Origin of the sequence: Streptomyces sp. NPDC014889, from assembly GCF_043081205.1 — a bacterium.
Taxonomy (GTDB): Bacteria; Actinomycetota; Actinomycetes; order Streptomycetales; family Streptomycetaceae; genus Streptomyces.
Map to the genome: position 1 here is coordinate 116834 of NZ_JBIBWH010000012.1, position 15818 is coordinate 132651.

Genomic DNA, 15818 nt, shown 5'->3' on the forward strand with positions numbered 1-15818 from the left:
GGCTCACGCAGCAGCGGCACGCGCCCCCACCTCTCACCCGTCCGGGACGACGTATTCGTCCCAAGGAGGGCAGCACGTTGACGACCGACACGGCGACCTTGAGCAGGGGACTCAAATCCCGGCACATACGTTTTATCGCCCTGGGTTCCGCGATCGGCACGGGCCTCTTCTACGGGTCCTCCGAATCCATCAAGGCCGCCGGTCCCGCGGTTCTGCTGGCGTACCTGATCGGCGGCGCGGCCGTCTTCCTGGTGCTGCGGTCCCTCGGTGAGATGGCCGTGAGCGACCCCTGCGCAGGCTCGTTCGGCGAGTACGCGACGAAGTACCTCGGCCCGCTGGCCGGCTTCGCGACCGGCTGGACCTACGCGTTCGAACTGGTCATCGTCTGCCTGGCGGACGTCACGGCCTTCGGCGTGTACATGGGCTTCTGGTTCCCCGACGTACCGCGCTGGATCTGGGTGCTGGCCGTGGTGGTCGTCGTCGGCGCGATGAACCTCTTCAGCGTCAAGGTCTTCGGCGAGCTGGAGTTCTGGCTCGCCCTGGTGAAGATCGTCGCCATCATCGCGATGATCATCGCCGGGCTCGCGATCCTCGTCCTCGGCCTGTACAGCGGCGGCGCCCACGTGGGGGTGTCGAACCTCTGGAGCAACGGCGGATTCTTCCCACACGGAGCCCAGGGCTTCATCCTGTCGTTCGCGGTCGTCATGTTCGCCTTCGGCGGCACCGAGATCATCGGCGTCACCGCCGGGGAGGCGCAGGACCCGGAGAAGGCCATCCCGAGCGCGGTCGACACGATCCCCCTGCGCATCGTCCTGTTCTACGTGCTGACCCTCGCGGTGATCATGTCGCTCAATCCCTGGCAGCACGTCGACGCCGCGGGCAGCCCGTTCGTCCAGATCTTCGTCGGCCTCGGCGTCAAGTCCGCGGCGACCGTGCTCAACGTCGTGGTCATCATCGCGGCCCTGTCCGCGATCAACAGCGACATCTTCGCCGCCGGGCGCATCATGTACGGCATGGCCGAGCGCGGCCAGGCGCCCGGGGTCATGCGGCGCCTCTCCCGCGGCGGAGTGCCGTGGATGACCGTGGTCATCATGATGGGCGCGCTGCTGCTCGGCGTCCTGCTGAACTACCTCATGCCCGAGAACGTCTTCCTCGTCATCGCCTCGATCGCGACCTTCGCCACGGTCTGGGTGTGGCTGATGATCCTGCTGGCCCAGGTCGCGGCACGCCGCAGGATGTCACCGCAGGAGACGGCCGCACTGAAGTACCCGGCTCCGTTCTGGCCCTACGGCCAGATCGTCACGATCGCCTTCATGGCCGGCGTCCTGGTCCTGCTCGCCTTCTCCGGCAGCACCCGTATCGCCCTGGTCGTCGGCGCGGTCTGGCTGGCATTCCTCTCCGGCGTGTACTACCTCCGGGGCCGGCCCCGGACACCCCGCCCGGGTCTCGGCGAAGACCCGGGACAGGCGCCGGCGCACACCGTTCCGGCGGTCCGGGGATGACCGTCGAAAAGGATGCCGGGACGACGGGCAGGCGGGTGTTCCGGGCGCACGACCGGGCGGTGACGCACTGGAAGAACGGCGGCGGCCTCACCCGCGAGATCGCCGCCGACGCCTCCGGGGTGGGAACGGAGGACTTCGTCTGGCGTCTGAGCCTCGCCGACATCGCTCGCGGCGGCCCCTTCTCCTCCTTCGCGGGGGTGGACAGGATCATCACCGTCGTGGACGGGGCGGGGATCGAACTGACCGTCGACGGTCGCCCGCACACCCTCGCCGGCGCGTACGAGCCCTTTCCCTTCCCGGGGGACGCGGTCACCGACTGCCGGCTGCTCTCGGGCCCCGTCACCGCTCTCAACGTGATGACGCGGCACACTCGCGCGACGGCGCACGTCCGCATGGCGCCCAAGGGCTTCACCGTCGTCCCGCGGACCGGGGTCACGGTCCTCGTGGTCGCGTTGACGGGCACGGTGACCGTCGACGAGTCCGGGCTCCGCCTCGACCGGTTCGACGCGGTCCTCTTCCCGGACCGCGACACCGCCACCCTCCGTGTCGACGGGACGGCGGCGGTGGTCACCGTCACCACCGCTTCCGGCTCGCCCGGGGGCTGACCGCGTCGGCACGCGGGTCCGACCCCCGGGGCCGCTTCTCAGTCTCCTCTCAGCAGGCGTCGCCGAGGCTGGAGGGGCTCCTGGGGGGACGACCGGGTCCTTTTCGCACCGAGGAAGCGAGTCCTTCCCGCATCTCCTTCCCGCATCGAAGAGGAGGCGCCCATGGGTTCCCGCATCGCAGCCCCACCCGTCTCTCCCCGCCGGGGCCGCACGGCCCCGGGAACCGGGGGCACGGGTGACAGGCTGAACCGCTTCTTCGACGACGCCTGCGACCGCACCCCGTCGGCCCCGGCCCTCGTATGCGGTGCGCAGCGTGTGACCTACGCCGAACTCGACGCGCGGGCCGGCCGGGTGGCCCGGCACCTGCTGCGCGCCGGCATCGGTCCGGGCAGCCGCGCGGCCCTGCTGCTGCCCCGGACCGTGGACATGTACGCGTGTCTGCTGGGCGTGTGCAAGGCGGGCGCGGCGTTCGTGCCGATCGACCCGGGCGCACCGCCCGACCGCGTCGCCTTCATCCTGGGCGACGCGGGCGCGGCCGCGGTGCTGACCACGTCGGCGCTCGCGTCCGGCGCCGCCTGGGCGGAGCGGTGCCGGACGACGTGCCAGGTGATCGAGATCGACACGTGTGCCGCGGACCTCGCCGGCCGGCCCGCCGAGCGACCCGCCGTCCCGGCCGGGGGAGCGGACGATCCGCTGGCGTACGTGATGTACACCTCCGGATCCAGCGGCAGGCCGAAGGGCGTGGAGATCGCGCAGTCGAGCATCTGCAACTTCCTGCGTGTCGTGGCACCCATCTACGGCATCCGGCCGGACGATCGCGTGTACCAGGGCATGACCCTGTCGTTCGACTTCTCCATCGAGGAGATCTGGCCCACCTGGGCGGCAGGCGCCACGCTCGTCGCCGGACCGGGTGGCCCCGCCCAGTTGGGCGACGATCTCGCCGACTTCCTTCACGAACAGCAGGTCACCGCCCTGTACTGCGTCCCGACGCTGCTCGCGACGATCTCCCGCGACCTGCCGCGGATCCGCACGCTCGTCGTCGGCGGCGAGGCGTGCCCCGCCCCGCTCGTCGAACGGTGGAGCAGGCCGGGACGGCGCGTCCTCAACACCTACGGGCCGACCGAGGCAACCGTCACGGCCACCTGGCAGGAACTCCGGCCGGGTCGCCCGGTGACCATCGGCCGCCCGCTGCCGACCTGTTCGGCCGTCCTCCTCGACGAGCGGCTGCGGCCCGTGCCGCACGGCGCCGTCGGTGAGATCTGTCTGGGTGGTCCGGGTCTCGCACGCGGCTACGCGGGACGGCCCGACCTGACCTCGGAGCGCTTCGTCCCGCACCCCCTGGCCCCCGGCTCGGGCCGCCTGTACCGCACCGGAGACCTCGGCAGGATGACCGACGACGGGGAGATCGAGTACCTGGGCCGGGCCGACGACGAGGTGAAGATCCGCGGCTACCGGGTCTCCCTGGACGAGATCGACAACGTACTCCTGGAGGACCCCGGTGTGGCCCAGGCGGCCACCACCCCCGTGGCGCCCCGTGACGGACACGACGGTGACCGCATCCTCGCCGCCTACGTCGTGCCCGCCGGGAACGGCACGGAACCCGACGACGATCTCACGGCCCGCCTGAACCGGCGCCTGCGCGACTCGCTGCCCGCCTACATGGTCCCCGCCACGCTGGACTTCCTCGATCGGCTGCCCGTCATGCCCAGCGGCAAGACGGACCGTACGAGACTGCCCGCACCCACCGGCCGCCGGCTCGCCGGCACCGGCCGTGTGACACCGGTCCGCGACCGGCTCGAGGCCCGGGTGCGCGACGCCTGGGCACGGACGCTCGGCATGGACCCCGGCGAACTCTCCGCGGACGCCGACTTCTTCACCGACCTCGGCGGCCACTCGCTGCTCGCCGCCCGCGCGGTGTCGCTGCTGCGCGACCCGGGCGACGGGCCCGGCCCCACCCTGCGCGACCTGTACGAGAACCCGACCGTGACCGGCTTCGCGGCACGGCTGCGCGCCACGGCCGACGCCTCCCGCACGCCACGGCGGCCCCGCCCCGCACCCCTGCGGCACGGCACCGCCCGCGTCGCGCGCGCCGGCCTCGCCCAGGCCGCGGCCTTCTACGTGCTGCTCCTCCTGCTCACCGGCCCGGTGGCCGGATCCCTCGCACTGCGCCACGGACAGGCGACGGGCGGCGAAGCCGTGGGACCGGCCCTCGCGGTGCTGGCCGGCTGGTTCGCCGTACGCTGGCTGGTCCCCGTCCTGCTCGCACGGCCCCTGGCGGCGGGCATCCGGCCCGGCCGGTACCCGCTGTGGGGAGCGACCTACCTGCGGATATGGGTGCTGGACGTACTGCTGCTCGGCATCAGCCCGCTGCGGATGCTCAGCGGATCCCCCCTCATGGGCCCTTACCTCCGGCTCCTCGGCGCCCGCGTCGGCCCCCGCACCACCATCGCCACCGGCTTCGTCGGCCTGCCCACGCTGCTGCGCGTCGACCAGGACGCCACGATCGGCTACGGCGCCACGCTGCGCCCCTGGCAGGTCGCCGACGGCCGGGTCACCGTCGCCCCGATCACCGTCGGCGAGAGGGCGTACGTCGGCGCCAACGCGGTCCTCGAACCCGGCGCCCGCCTGGGCCCCGGATCCGCGCTCGGCGAGCAGTCCGCGGCAGGCCCCGACGAGGCCGTCCCGGCCGGAGCGCGCCGCGCCGGATCGCCCGCCCGCCCGGTCGAGGCGCTCGCCCCGCACGTCGAGACGATGCTGCGCGAGCGGACCGCGGCGGATCCCTGGCGCCCCCGGCACCTGGCCGCCGTCGTACTCGGCCTGGTCCTGCTGGAGTCCGTCGTGGTCGCCGCCGCCCTGCCGAGCACCGCTCTGCTCTGGTGGGCCTGGTCGCGCGGCGGCGCCCCCGACGTTCTCGCGGCGACCGCCCTGTCCGGACCGGTCTTCGTCGCCACGGTGTGCCTGATCGTCGCCGCCGGGAAGCGGGCGGTCCTGCCGAGGACACCGCCCGGAATCCATCGGGCGCGCTCGGCGCTCGGCGTACGCAAGTGGATCGCCGACAAACTGCTGGAACAGAGCCTCACCCTCACCAACTCGCTGTACGCCACGCTCTACACCGTGCCCTGGCTGCGGCTGCTCGGCGCCCGCGTCGGCCGGCGCGCCGAGATCTCCACCGCGGCGCACCTCGATCCCGACCTGCTCACCCTCGGCGACGGCAGCTTCGTCGCCGACATGGCCGGCGTCGGCGCCGCCGCCTTCGCGGGCGGACGCATGGCCTGCCGGCCCACCGACATCGGCGAACGCGCCTTCGTGGGCAACGCGGCGCTCGTCCCCGCCGGGACCCGGCTCGGCCCGGGCTCGCTCGTCGGCGTGGGCACCGTGCCGCCCCCGCAGCGCGTGCCCGCCGGCAGCACCTGGCTTGGCTCACCGGCCCTGCGGCTGCCCGTGCGCCAGGACAGCGGGAGCTACCCGGAGGAGAAGACCTTCCGGCCCACCCGCCGGGCCGTGCTCGGCCGCCTGGCCATCGAGTTCTTCCGCACCACCCTGCCCATGTCGGTGCTCGCGACCACGGCCTGCCTCTACCTGATCGCCCTGTCGGACACCGCCCGCCGCACCGGGCCGTGGGTGACGCCGCTCGTGTCACCGCTGTTCACCGCCGGCGCGGTGCTGGCCGTCATCGGGTGCTGCGCGGTGGCCAAGTGGACCGTCGCCGGACGGTACCGGCCGCGCGTGGAGCCCCTGTGGAGCCTGTTCGTGCGCCGCACGGAGTTCGTCACCGGCCTCTTCGAGGCCGCCGCGGTGCCCGCCGGCGTGGGCGCCCTCGTGGGAACGCCGTTCCTGCCGCCGGTACTGCGGCTGCTCGGCGCCCGTATCGGACGGCGCACCTGGATCGGCACCACGTACCTCACCGAGTTCGACCTCGTCGAGGTGGGCGACGACGCCTCGATCGGCATGTACGTCTCCCTGCAGACCCACCTCTTCGAGGACCGGGTGATGAAGATGTCCACGGTGACCGTCGGCCCCGCCGCGAGCGTCGGCACGCGGACCGTCGTGCTCTACGACACGCGGGTGGGCGCCGGTGTCCGGCTCGGCGCGCTGTCCCTGGTGATGAAGGGCGAGCGTCTGACACCGGGCACGAGCTGGCACGGTCTCCCCGCCGAGGGAGACGGCACGGCACCGGCGGCCGGCCGGTCCGGCGACGTGACCGCGGTGGGACGGCCATGACGCACGTGGAGCGTTCCGGGGCCGCCGCCGGGCGCCGTCCCCTCGCCCTCGTCTACCGCGGCCCCGCCTCGCTGCCCGGCTGCCCCGAGGCGGTCGCCGGACTGCTCTCCTCCGGGCCATGGAACCTCGACGTCCGCTACACCGGCCCGGACGAGGCGCTCCCGCTGTCGGCCGAGATCCTCACCCAGGCCGTGCTGTACGCCCAGCCCGGTGGCGGCACGCTCGCCTCCGCCTACCGGAGACTGCGGAGGCGCCGCCGGGAGATCCGCGACTTCGTCCACGCCGGCGGGCGCTACCTCGGATTCTGCCTCGGCGGCTACCTCGCCGGGGCCACCCCCGGCTTCGGCCTGCTCCCCGGCGACACCGACCAGTACATCTCCGCCCCGGGAGCCACCGTCCACGACGAGAGCGACACCCTGGTCACGGTGACCTGGAGAGGCAGGCCCCGCACCGTCTTCTTCCAGGACGGCCCCCTCTTCGTCCTCGACGAGCACGCCGACGCCACCGTCCTCGCCACCTACGACAACGGCGCCCCCGCCGCCCTCGTGACCCCCTTCGGCCGCGGGCGGGTGGCGGTCACCGGCCCCCACCCGGAGGCCACGACCGACTGGTTCACCGACCACGGCTTGCCGGTGCACGACACCCTGGACCTGGCCATGGACCTGGTGGAATCGGTGATGGAGGGGTGACCCCCACCGCCGTACCGCACCCCGGCCTCCCGGTGGAAACAGCGGCTCCGGTCCGGAGCTATCGTGGTTCCTGAGGCTGCCATGCGGACGCTGATCATCGAGGACGAGCAGGCACTCGCCGAGGCCATCGCCGACGGACTTGCCACCGAGGGCTTCGTCTCGGACCTGGCACACGACGGCCCGGACGGACTCTGGCGGGCGCTCCACGAACCGTACGACGTCATCGTGCTCGACATCATGCTGCCCGGCCTGTCCGGTTACGAGATCCTCAAACGCCTGCGGGCGGCCCGGACCTGGACACCGGTGCTGGTGCTCACCGCGAAGGACGGCGAGTACGACGAGGCCGACGCCCTCGACCTCGGCGCCGACGACTACCTGAGCAAGCCCTTCTCCTACGTCGTGCTCGTCGCCCGCCTCAGGGCCCTGCTCCGGCGAGGAGCACCCGCCCGCCCCGCCGTCCTCACCGTCGGCGACCTCACGCTCGACCCGGCGCGTCGCCGCTGCCGCCGCGGACACCGCGACATCGACCTGACCGCGAGGGAGTTCACCCTCCTGGAATACCTGCTCAGGCACCCCGACGAGGTGATCAGCAAGTCGGACATCCTCACCCACGTGTGGGACGAGCACTTCGACGGCGACACCAACATCGTCGAGGTCTACGTCGGCTACCTCCGCCGCAAGATAGACGCCCCCTTCGGACGCCGGACCATCGAGACCGTCCGCGGGGCTGGCTACCGGCTGTGCGGCGGGACGGGGTGAGCGATGGCGGCGGGGATCCGGAACTGGTGGGCCCGCCGGTCGCTGCGCCTGCGGCTGACCGCCGCCGCGGCCGCGGTCATCGCCGCCGGGCTGGCCGGAGCCGCCGTCCTGCTCGTCGTCTGGCTGCACGCCAGCCTGATCGGCGGACTCGACCAGACCGCCCTCCAGGGAGCCCAGGTCGTCGCGGCGGACGAGGCCGGCGACCAGGCCACGGCGGACGTCCCCACCACCGACCACGGCGGAGTCGCCGTCCAGGTGGTCGCGGGCAACGGGAAGGTGCGGGCCAGCTCGGCCAACCTGCGCGGCCGGCCACGCGCCTTCACCTTCCCGGCGAGCCGGGCCGCCACCCCGCGCGCCCACACCGTCGACGACATCCCCGTCGGGACGGGCGGGACATGGCGCGCCGTCGGCATCCCCGCGGGCACCGCCCGCGACCCGGTGACCGTCTACGTCGCCGTGCCCACCGAGAGCGTCGACCACGGGCTGGCCCAGCTCACCGTCGGCCTGGCCACCGGAGTGCCGGCGGTCGTCGCCGCCCTCACCGGAGTCGCGTGGCTGCTCACCGGCCGCGCGCTGCGCCCCGTGGAGGGCATGCGCGCCCAGACCGCCGAGATCACCGCGTCCGACCTGAGCCGCCGCCTCGACGTACCACCCGCCGACGACGCGCTCGGCCGGCTGGCCACGACCCTCAACGACCTGCTGGCTCGCCTGGACACCTCGACCCGGCGGCAGCGGCGGTTCGTCGCGGACGCGGCCCACGAACTGCGCAACCCCCTGACCACCCTGCACACGCGCCTGTCCGTCGCGGCCCAGCACCCCGGCCCGGCCGACGGGCGGTCCCTGGCCACCGGACTCCTGCCGCAGACGGAACGGCTGACCCGGCTCGTCGACGACCTGCTCCGGCTCGCACGGCTCGACGCCCGGCCGCGGCTGCGAGCCCGCCCCGTCGACCTGGACGAGATCGTCTTCACCGAGGTGCGCGAAGCCCGCCGGCGCACCCGGCTCGTCATCGACCAGCACGCCGTCGGCGCGGCACGGGTGGCGGGCGACGAGGACGCCCTCGCCCGTGTCGTACGCAACCTGCTCGACAACGCGCTGCGCCATGCCCGCACCCGGATCGACATCAGCCTCCGCACACTCGGCGACACCGCACGACTGACCGTCGCCGACGACGGCCCCGGCATCCCCGAGGCCGACCGGGAACGCGTCTTCGGCCGCTTCACCCGGCTCGACGACGCCCGGGCCCGCGACACCGGGGGCAGCGGCCTCGGCCTCGCCATCGTCCGCGACACGGTCACAGCCCACCACGGCACCACCCACATCGAGGACAACCGCCCCGGCGCCCGGCTGATCGTCCTGCTCCCGGCGACGGGCCACGGCCTGTGAACGCCCTCACCTCATGGGGGCGGCCGAGGGTCCGGCGGGCGCGTCGGAGACCACGCGCATGCCCAGACCGCGCACTCGGTAGATGCACGTGTCGTCGCCCCACAGCGTCGCGTCCGCCGTCGCGTAGGGGCCCCGCGCGTCCGTGCCGCTCTCCGTGATGTCCATGTCCACCCGGATCAGCCGGTTGGCCGGGGTGATCTGGCCGCGGTAGGTCCAGGTCGTCTCGCGGCCGGGCAGCACCGGCTCGAAGCGGGGGCGCGGGATGCCGTCCGCGGCGCCGCGTTCGAGCAGGTGGTACTGGAGGAGCTGGCACATGGCTTCGACGCCCAACGACCCCGGCTGCACCGGGTCCTGGAAGAAGTGCGCCCGGAAGAACCACTCGTCGGGGAGCACGTCCTTCTCCGACCGCAGCCGCCCCAGCCCCCGGCTGCCCCCGTCCGGCCAGGAGCCGGTGATCCGGTCGAGCATCAGCAGCATCGGGCCCGGCAGCCGCGGCTCCCCGGCGCAGTAACGAGCGGGCCGGGCGGTCAGGTCGACGACGCGGTCGCGGGGTCCACGGGATTCGTCGAGGCGGGCCCGGGCCTCGGCCGGGACCAGGAGGCCCTGCTGCTGGTCGAAGGCGGCCGGCGGGAAGTAGCCGAACGTCGTGGACAGTTCGAACAGCGGCGCGTCGTCGGCCGTGCACCTCACCCGGAACGACTCGATGATCATGTCCCCGCTCTGCGAGACACGGGTCAGTTCGGCATGGGTGCGGACCGTGCCCGTCGCCGGGGTCACCTCACCGGTGACCGTCCCCGCCCCGTCGAGGTTGCGGAACAGCAGATCCGTGTCGGTGGTCAGCGCGCTGCCCACGTAGGAGGCCAGCCACCCGCAGGGCTGCAGCGCGATCTCCATCAGGACGGCGAACGGCATCGTACGGCAGCCGCTCTGCTCGAAGTACCAGGCCCGCGCGGGCACGTCGTACTCCGCTACGACAGCGCTGCCCTCCCGCATACCGCCCTGCGGACCGTCCACCGAGACGATCCGGCTCATGAAGTGGTACGGCGGACCGGGCAGCCGCGCGACTCTGCGGGTGCCGTCGAAGGGCTCGTACGCGGTGCCGAACGCCTCACTCGGTCTGCCCCAGGCACAGGCCAGCAACGAGGCGTAGCCGAAGGGGAGTCCGTCGGCCGCCGTCGCCACCGGCTTCTCCTCCCGGTGCCCGGCCAGCCCGCCGAGCAGGGGAAGCGGCACCGGCGCACCGCTGCCCTGCACGACGGGCGGGCCCGAGTGCCGCCAGTGCGACAGCGGCCAGTCGGGCACCAGCCGCAGCGCCACGTCCCGGCCCAGGAACGCCTTCGCCCCGTCCACCGAGCCCAGCACATCGGCGTACAGCGTCGGCACAGGACCGGCCGAGACACCGCGTACGAACACCTCGTAGACGACGCGTCGGCCGGCCGGTGTCGCCTGGCCCCGGCACATCGCCTTGCAGGGGCGGCCGGCGACGGGCTCGAAACGCCAGCCGTCCCGGTCCACGGTGAAGCCCATGGCCGTCAGGTAGAACGCCATGGCCTGGAGACCGCCGTGGAGCATCAGGGTGCCCGGCATGCAGGGGTCGTTCTTGAAGTGGCCCGCGAAGAACCAGTCGTCCGGCGACAGAGGGGTCTCGGCCCGCAGGTAGCCGCGGCCCCACGGCCCTCCGGCCGGGTCGAACGCGGTCACCTCGTGCAGCAGGCGCAGCCTGCCGTCGTCGATCCGCGGTGAGCGGACATGGGCCGCCGTCGCCTCCCAGCCGGGGCCGAAGCAGTCCGCCGGCCGGCCCTGGGCCAGGGCCCGCACCCGGTCCGCGTCGAAGCGGGTCCGCCCGCAGCGCACGGCGGGCGCGTCGAGCGGCAGGTCGTCGCCGGGCGGCCACTCGGCGGGATCCCACCGCACACCGCCGCTGCCCGCGAGCTCCTCGGGAGTGAAGAACCCGGCCTGGCCCTCGCGGACGCTGAGCCGGAGTTCGCCGTCCACGTAGCAGTCGTAGTGGAAGAAGGACAGCCGGACGCCGTCGTGCTCCGCGTGGCCGTCGACGTGGATCTCGTAGCGCAGGGTGTCGCCCGCCTGCGGCGGGCTGCCGTGGTACGTCACCTCGCAGCCGAGCAGCCGGTAGGCGCGCTCGCCGCGGTTGAGCAGGTCGACGCCCAGCCAGCTGAGCAGGAGCAGATCCGCCTGGCCCGCCTCGATCAGCAGCCCGGCGGGCATGCGTCCGGCGGAGTCCAGGTACCAGCTGCCGGGCAGGACGTCGGTCTCCGTCCAGATCGTCCCGTCGGTGCGCACCGGGCCGGGCATGGTGAGCGCCGCCTGCACGGCGTCGATGCCGGTGACCCGGTCCGCGAGCAGCATGGGCGGCTCGGGCATCCGGGTCTGCACCGCGTACGCGTCCTGCTCGGCGAAGCGGGGGCCGAACAGCGTGGAGACCGCCCGGGAGGCGAGGTGCTCCAGCTGGGCGCGGTCGAACTTCGGCCCCGGCCTCAGGGGCGGCGCGGGTGACGCCTTCGGTGGGGGCGTGGGCCGTGCGGAGGCCGGCCGCGGGGCCGGGAGGCCCGGTGGCCGTACCGGAACGGGCCCGCCGCCGCTGAGCGCGGTGACGGCGAGAGCGGACATCCGCAGGAACCTCCGATGGGCCTCGGTGTGCCCGGCGAGGAGCTCCTGGTGCAGCGCGGCGACCCGCCGGGTCTGCCGGAGGGCCGCGGCGCGGGCGCCCGTCACCCGCGGATCCCGTCCGTCCGGGTCCGCCGGCCGGACGCTCGGCGCCGGACGCCGCTCCACGGCACCGCGCCGGGGCTCGGCAACGGAGGCCGGTGCCGCGGACCGGCCGGGCTCCCGGTCCTGCACCGGCGCCAGCTCGGGGGCGCGGGGCAGGGTCACCAGGGCCGGCTCCAGCGGTGGCAGCGCGGGAGGCGCGGGTACGGGGACGGTGACCGTGGGCCGGGGACGCGGGGCCTCGACGGCGGCCTCCGCGAGCCGGGCGAACAGTTCGTCGGCGTGTACCGGCACCCCCGCGGCGACGAGTTCGGCCACGGCCAGGCAGGGCTGCCGCAGCCCGGTGTCGCCCGGGGTGTCCAGCGCGACGGCCACATGGTCCCGGTCGCCGAGCACCCGCTTGATCCAGCCGGTGCACAGCTTGCGCGGCCCGTGCTCCACGAAGACCCGGACACCGTCGGCCCACGCCTGTTCGACCGTGGCCGCGAAGTCGATCGTGTTCAGCCCCTGCGCGGTGAGGGCCTCGGCCGCCCGCTCGGCCGTCGGCCGGTACGACTGCCCGGTGGCCCCGCTGTAGAACCGCACACCGGGCACGTCGACGGTGGGCTGGTGATGGGCCCGACGCCATACCTCGCGGATCTCCGCCAACTCCGGTGCATGGGCGGCGAGGTCGTAGTCGAGCTCGATCGCGCGGTCGGCACCGAGCCTCGCCACGACGGCCGCGCACGCACGCGACTCGCCGCCGATGACGCAGACTCCGGGCGCGTTCACCGCCATCAGATGGACCGCGGCCTCGGTGGCGAGTTCGGTGCGGACCGCGTCGATGGGGGCCGTGACCAGATGGCTCGACCAGCGGGAGCCCCGGACCCCCAGACGCTCCCAGTGCCGCCGGACCGCCCTGAGTTCACCGGTGAGTTCGGTCGTGAACAGACCACTGTCCCGGGTGGCCTCGTACAGCCTCGCCGAGTCCGGCCAGGCACCCAGCGCCACCAGGGCGGCCGACTCGCCCGAGGAGTACCCGAGAGCGGCGTCCGGCCGCAGCCCGAGCACCTCCCGGCTGAACACCGTGTGCACAGTGGCGAGTTCGGCGGCGGCCCAGATCTGGTCGAACACTCCGCGCTCCGCCCGGGACCGCGGTCGCGCCCCGATGAGCCCGTGCCGGGCCCGGACGGCCTCGCCGAGCGACGGCAGCGCGAGCAGCAACGCGTGGCCCATGTCCGGGTACGCGGCCGAGCCGTTGGTGTACACGAACGCCGTCTGCCCCGTGACCGGCCTGTCCCGGTACGCCACATCGGCCGGACGGGTCCCGCTCCCGGCCAGCCAGCGACGGGCGGCCTCCACACGGCCCGGCAACGCGTCGTCGTCGGCCACGAGCGCCAGCCGGGCCGGCCCGGCACCGGACTCCGTACCGGACTCCAGCGCGGCCAGCACCTCCCGGCGGTCGGCCCCGGAGAAGACGTGCAGGCGCGGAGCCGGGCCCCGCAGCCAGGGCCGGGCGTCTCCCGCGCGCAGCCGGACACTCGCGGTGGGCCCTTCCATCGGGGTCACCACGGCCTTCGCGGTGTGCGTGACGGCCGCGGTGTCCGCGGGACCGCCCGGACGCGGCACGGCGCGGTGCTGGAGCGAGAGCGCCGCGACCGCCACGGAGACCAGCCCGCACGCGGCGTGAGCGCGCCCGAAGACGGACGCCGGGTCGAACACCGCGTCGGAACTGTCCCCGATGACCATGTCGGGTGCGCCCGCGGACTCCTCGTCGAGCAGGGCGACGACGGTGTCGCCGTCCCTGCGCGCGGTGTCCAGGGACTTGAGGACCAGGACGACGGCGGCGTCCCCCGGTTCGTCCTCGCGTCCCAACTCCCGCCCGGCGGCCCGGTGCACCGCCTCGCAGGACAGGTCGGTGGCGCCGACGAGCGCGGCGTCGGCCTCCCCCGACCGTACGGCCCGGGCCGCGAGCTCCAGCGCCACCAGCCCGGACGCCTCCTCCGCCGATACGGCGAACCCCGGCCCCGCCAGGTCGAGTTGGGTACTGATCCGGTTCGCCACGAGATTCGGCATGCTGCCCACCACCGCCTCCGCGGTCATGGGCGGCACGAACGCGTCCCGGGCGAGGCCCGCCGACGCCTCCGTGGCGGGAAGTCCGGCCTGCTCCAGCCAGTGGGGAACCCGCCAGCGGGCGCCCGCCCGGGCCACCTCGGGGTCCACCCCCATGCCGACGACCACCATGGTCCGCTCCCGCGGCAGGGACACCGACCGTACGGCCTCCCGGGCGGCCTCCAGCACCAGGAGCTGATGGCGTACCGTCCGCTGCAGCGCCAGGGGCGGGAAGCACAGGTCCCTCAACTCCACGGCGACCTCCGTGGCGGGGCCGCGCCGCTCACCGCCCAGCACCGCCCGCCGGAAGTCCTCGGTGCAGGTCCCGTCGCCGACGCGGGCGCCGAGGGCGACGACCGCCACCGGCGTACGGCCGCCCGGCGACTCCGGCTGCCGGGCGGGGGCGGGCACGGCGGCGACCGGCGGGCGGACCGGCCGCGACGGCGCGGACGCCGAGAGAAGCGGTCGCGATACGGCGGGCACCGGGTCGCCGTCCGGAAGGTCCACCACCAGATGGGCGTTGGTCCCGCCGAACCCGAACGCGCTCACCGCCGCCCGCCGCGGCCCCGGCCACGGTTCCGGCGCGGTCAGCACCCGCAACGGCGTGCCCGCCAGTGCCTCGAGCGGCCGTTCCGCCCCGAGCGTCGCCGGACGCACCCCGGCGCGCAGGGCACCGAGCACCTTCAGCAGCCCCGCCACGCCCGCGGACGCCAGCAGGTGCCCGACGTTCGACTTCACCGAACCGATGGGCACGTCCTCACCGGCCCCGAAGACCCGGGCCATGCCGCGCGCCTCCACCGCGTCCCCGACCGGCGTCCCCGTCGCGTGGCACTCGACGAGCGACACGGTCTCGGGCGCGACGCCCGAAGTCTCGTACGCCAGGCGCATGGCCCGGACCTGCCCCTCCTCCGACGGACTGATCAGCCCGGCGCCGCGCCCGTCGTTGGACAACCCGACACCGCGGATCACGCCGAGCACGGGCAGCCGGGCGGCGCGGGCCTCGGGCAGCCGCATCAGGGCGACGAACCCGGCGCCCTCGCCGTGCACCAGGCCGTCCGCGTCCCGGTGGAAGGGCCGGCTGCGACCCGTGCGGCTCGTCGCCGACAGCGCGCAGAACCCCACGTGCAGATAGAGGGGGTCCGCCCGGCTGACCGCGCCGGCCACCATCAGGTCCGCCGTGCCGTCGTGCAGCCGGTCGCACGCCAGCTTGATCGCGTACAGCGACGATGCGCAGGCGGCGTCGAGGGACCACGCGCCCGCGCCGAGCCCGAGGGCCCGGGCCGCCAGCAGGGCGGGCAGCCCGGACGAGAAGCGGTTCCGGGCGTCGGGCCGCTCCCGGCGCTCTGCCGTCAACAGGGCCTCATGGAGCGGTGGTCGCTGAGCGGACAGCCAGACGTGCTCGGCGAAAGCGGCCCCCGACGGCGTGGGGTAGGACAGGTTTCCCAGCACCAGACCCGCACGCGGCAAGGGACCCTCGCGGCCCGCCTCCGTGAGTGCCTGCCGGACGCCGTGCATGACCCAGTGGAAGAGCGGGTCCAGCGACAGGATGAGCTCCGGGGCGATCCGGAAGCCGCCCGGGTCGAAGACGGACTCGAACCCCCTTACGTACCCGCCGACATCGGTCCAGGTGCGGTCGAGATGGTCGTCCACCGAGCCCATGGCCCAGCGGCGGGGCAGCCGCCACCGGCCCTCCGGGACGGCCGACAGGCCGGCGCGGCCCGCGGCCACGTTGTCCCAGAACGTGTCCGGATCGAGCGCGCCGGGCAGCACACAGCCCCGGCCGACGACGGCGATCGGTTCGAATTGCATGCGGGTCTCACTTCAAGACGGGGCAAGGC

7 protein-coding genes are annotated in these 15818 nt (G+C 74.2%); 6 read left to right on the plus strand and 1 reads right to left on the minus strand.

What is annotated here, in order from left to right; translation table 11 throughout:
- Positions 1-77: 77 nt before the first annotated feature.
- From ACF09J_RS24315 to ACF09J_RS24340, 6 genes are all read left to right on the plus strand, one after another.
- Positions 78-1502 carry an amino acid permease gene (locus tag ACF09J_RS24315; RefSeq protein ID WP_392307535.1) on the plus strand — a complete coding sequence of 475 codons (1425 nt, stop codon included), beginning with the start codon at positions 78-80 and terminating at the stop codon, positions 1500-1502.
- Positions 1499-2107: a HutD family protein gene (locus tag ACF09J_RS24320; RefSeq protein WP_392307536.1), complete on the plus strand. Its 609-nt coding sequence runs from the start codon at positions 1499-1501 to the stop codon at positions 2105-2107. Before ACF09J_RS24315 ends, ACF09J_RS24320 begins: the two co-directional genes overlap by 4 nt.
- A gap of 162 nt (positions 2108-2269) precedes the next feature.
- Positions 2270-6328 (plus strand): Pls/PosA family non-ribosomal peptide synthetase, encoded by a 4059-nt coding sequence (locus ACF09J_RS24325; protein ID WP_392307537.1) that lies wholly within the window; start codon positions 2270-2272, stop codon positions 6326-6328.
- Positions 6325-7017, plus strand: coding sequence for a BPL-N domain-containing protein (locus ACF09J_RS24330; protein WP_392307538.1), 693 nt, complete (start codon positions 6325-6327; stop codon positions 7015-7017). Before ACF09J_RS24325 ends, ACF09J_RS24330 begins: the two co-directional genes overlap by 4 nt.
- A gap of 81 nt (positions 7018-7098) precedes the next feature.
- Positions 7099-7776, plus strand: coding sequence for a response regulator transcription factor (locus ACF09J_RS24335; RefSeq protein ID WP_392307701.1), 678 nt, complete (start codon positions 7099-7101; stop codon positions 7774-7776).
- Positions 7777-7779: 3 nt separating this feature from the next.
- Positions 7780-9162, plus strand: coding sequence for an ATP-binding protein (locus ACF09J_RS24340; protein ID WP_392307539.1), 1383 nt, complete (start codon positions 7780-7782; stop codon positions 9160-9162).
- 6 nt (positions 9163-9168) lie between these two features.
- On the opposite strand, the gene ACF09J_RS24345 is transcribed toward ACF09J_RS24340, so the two are convergent.
- Entirely contained in the window at positions 9169-15789 is a 6621-nt protein-coding gene (locus ACF09J_RS24345) for a beta-ketoacyl synthase N-terminal-like domain-containing protein (RefSeq protein ID WP_392307540.1), read from the minus strand.
- Positions 15790-15818: the final 29 nt, after the last annotated feature.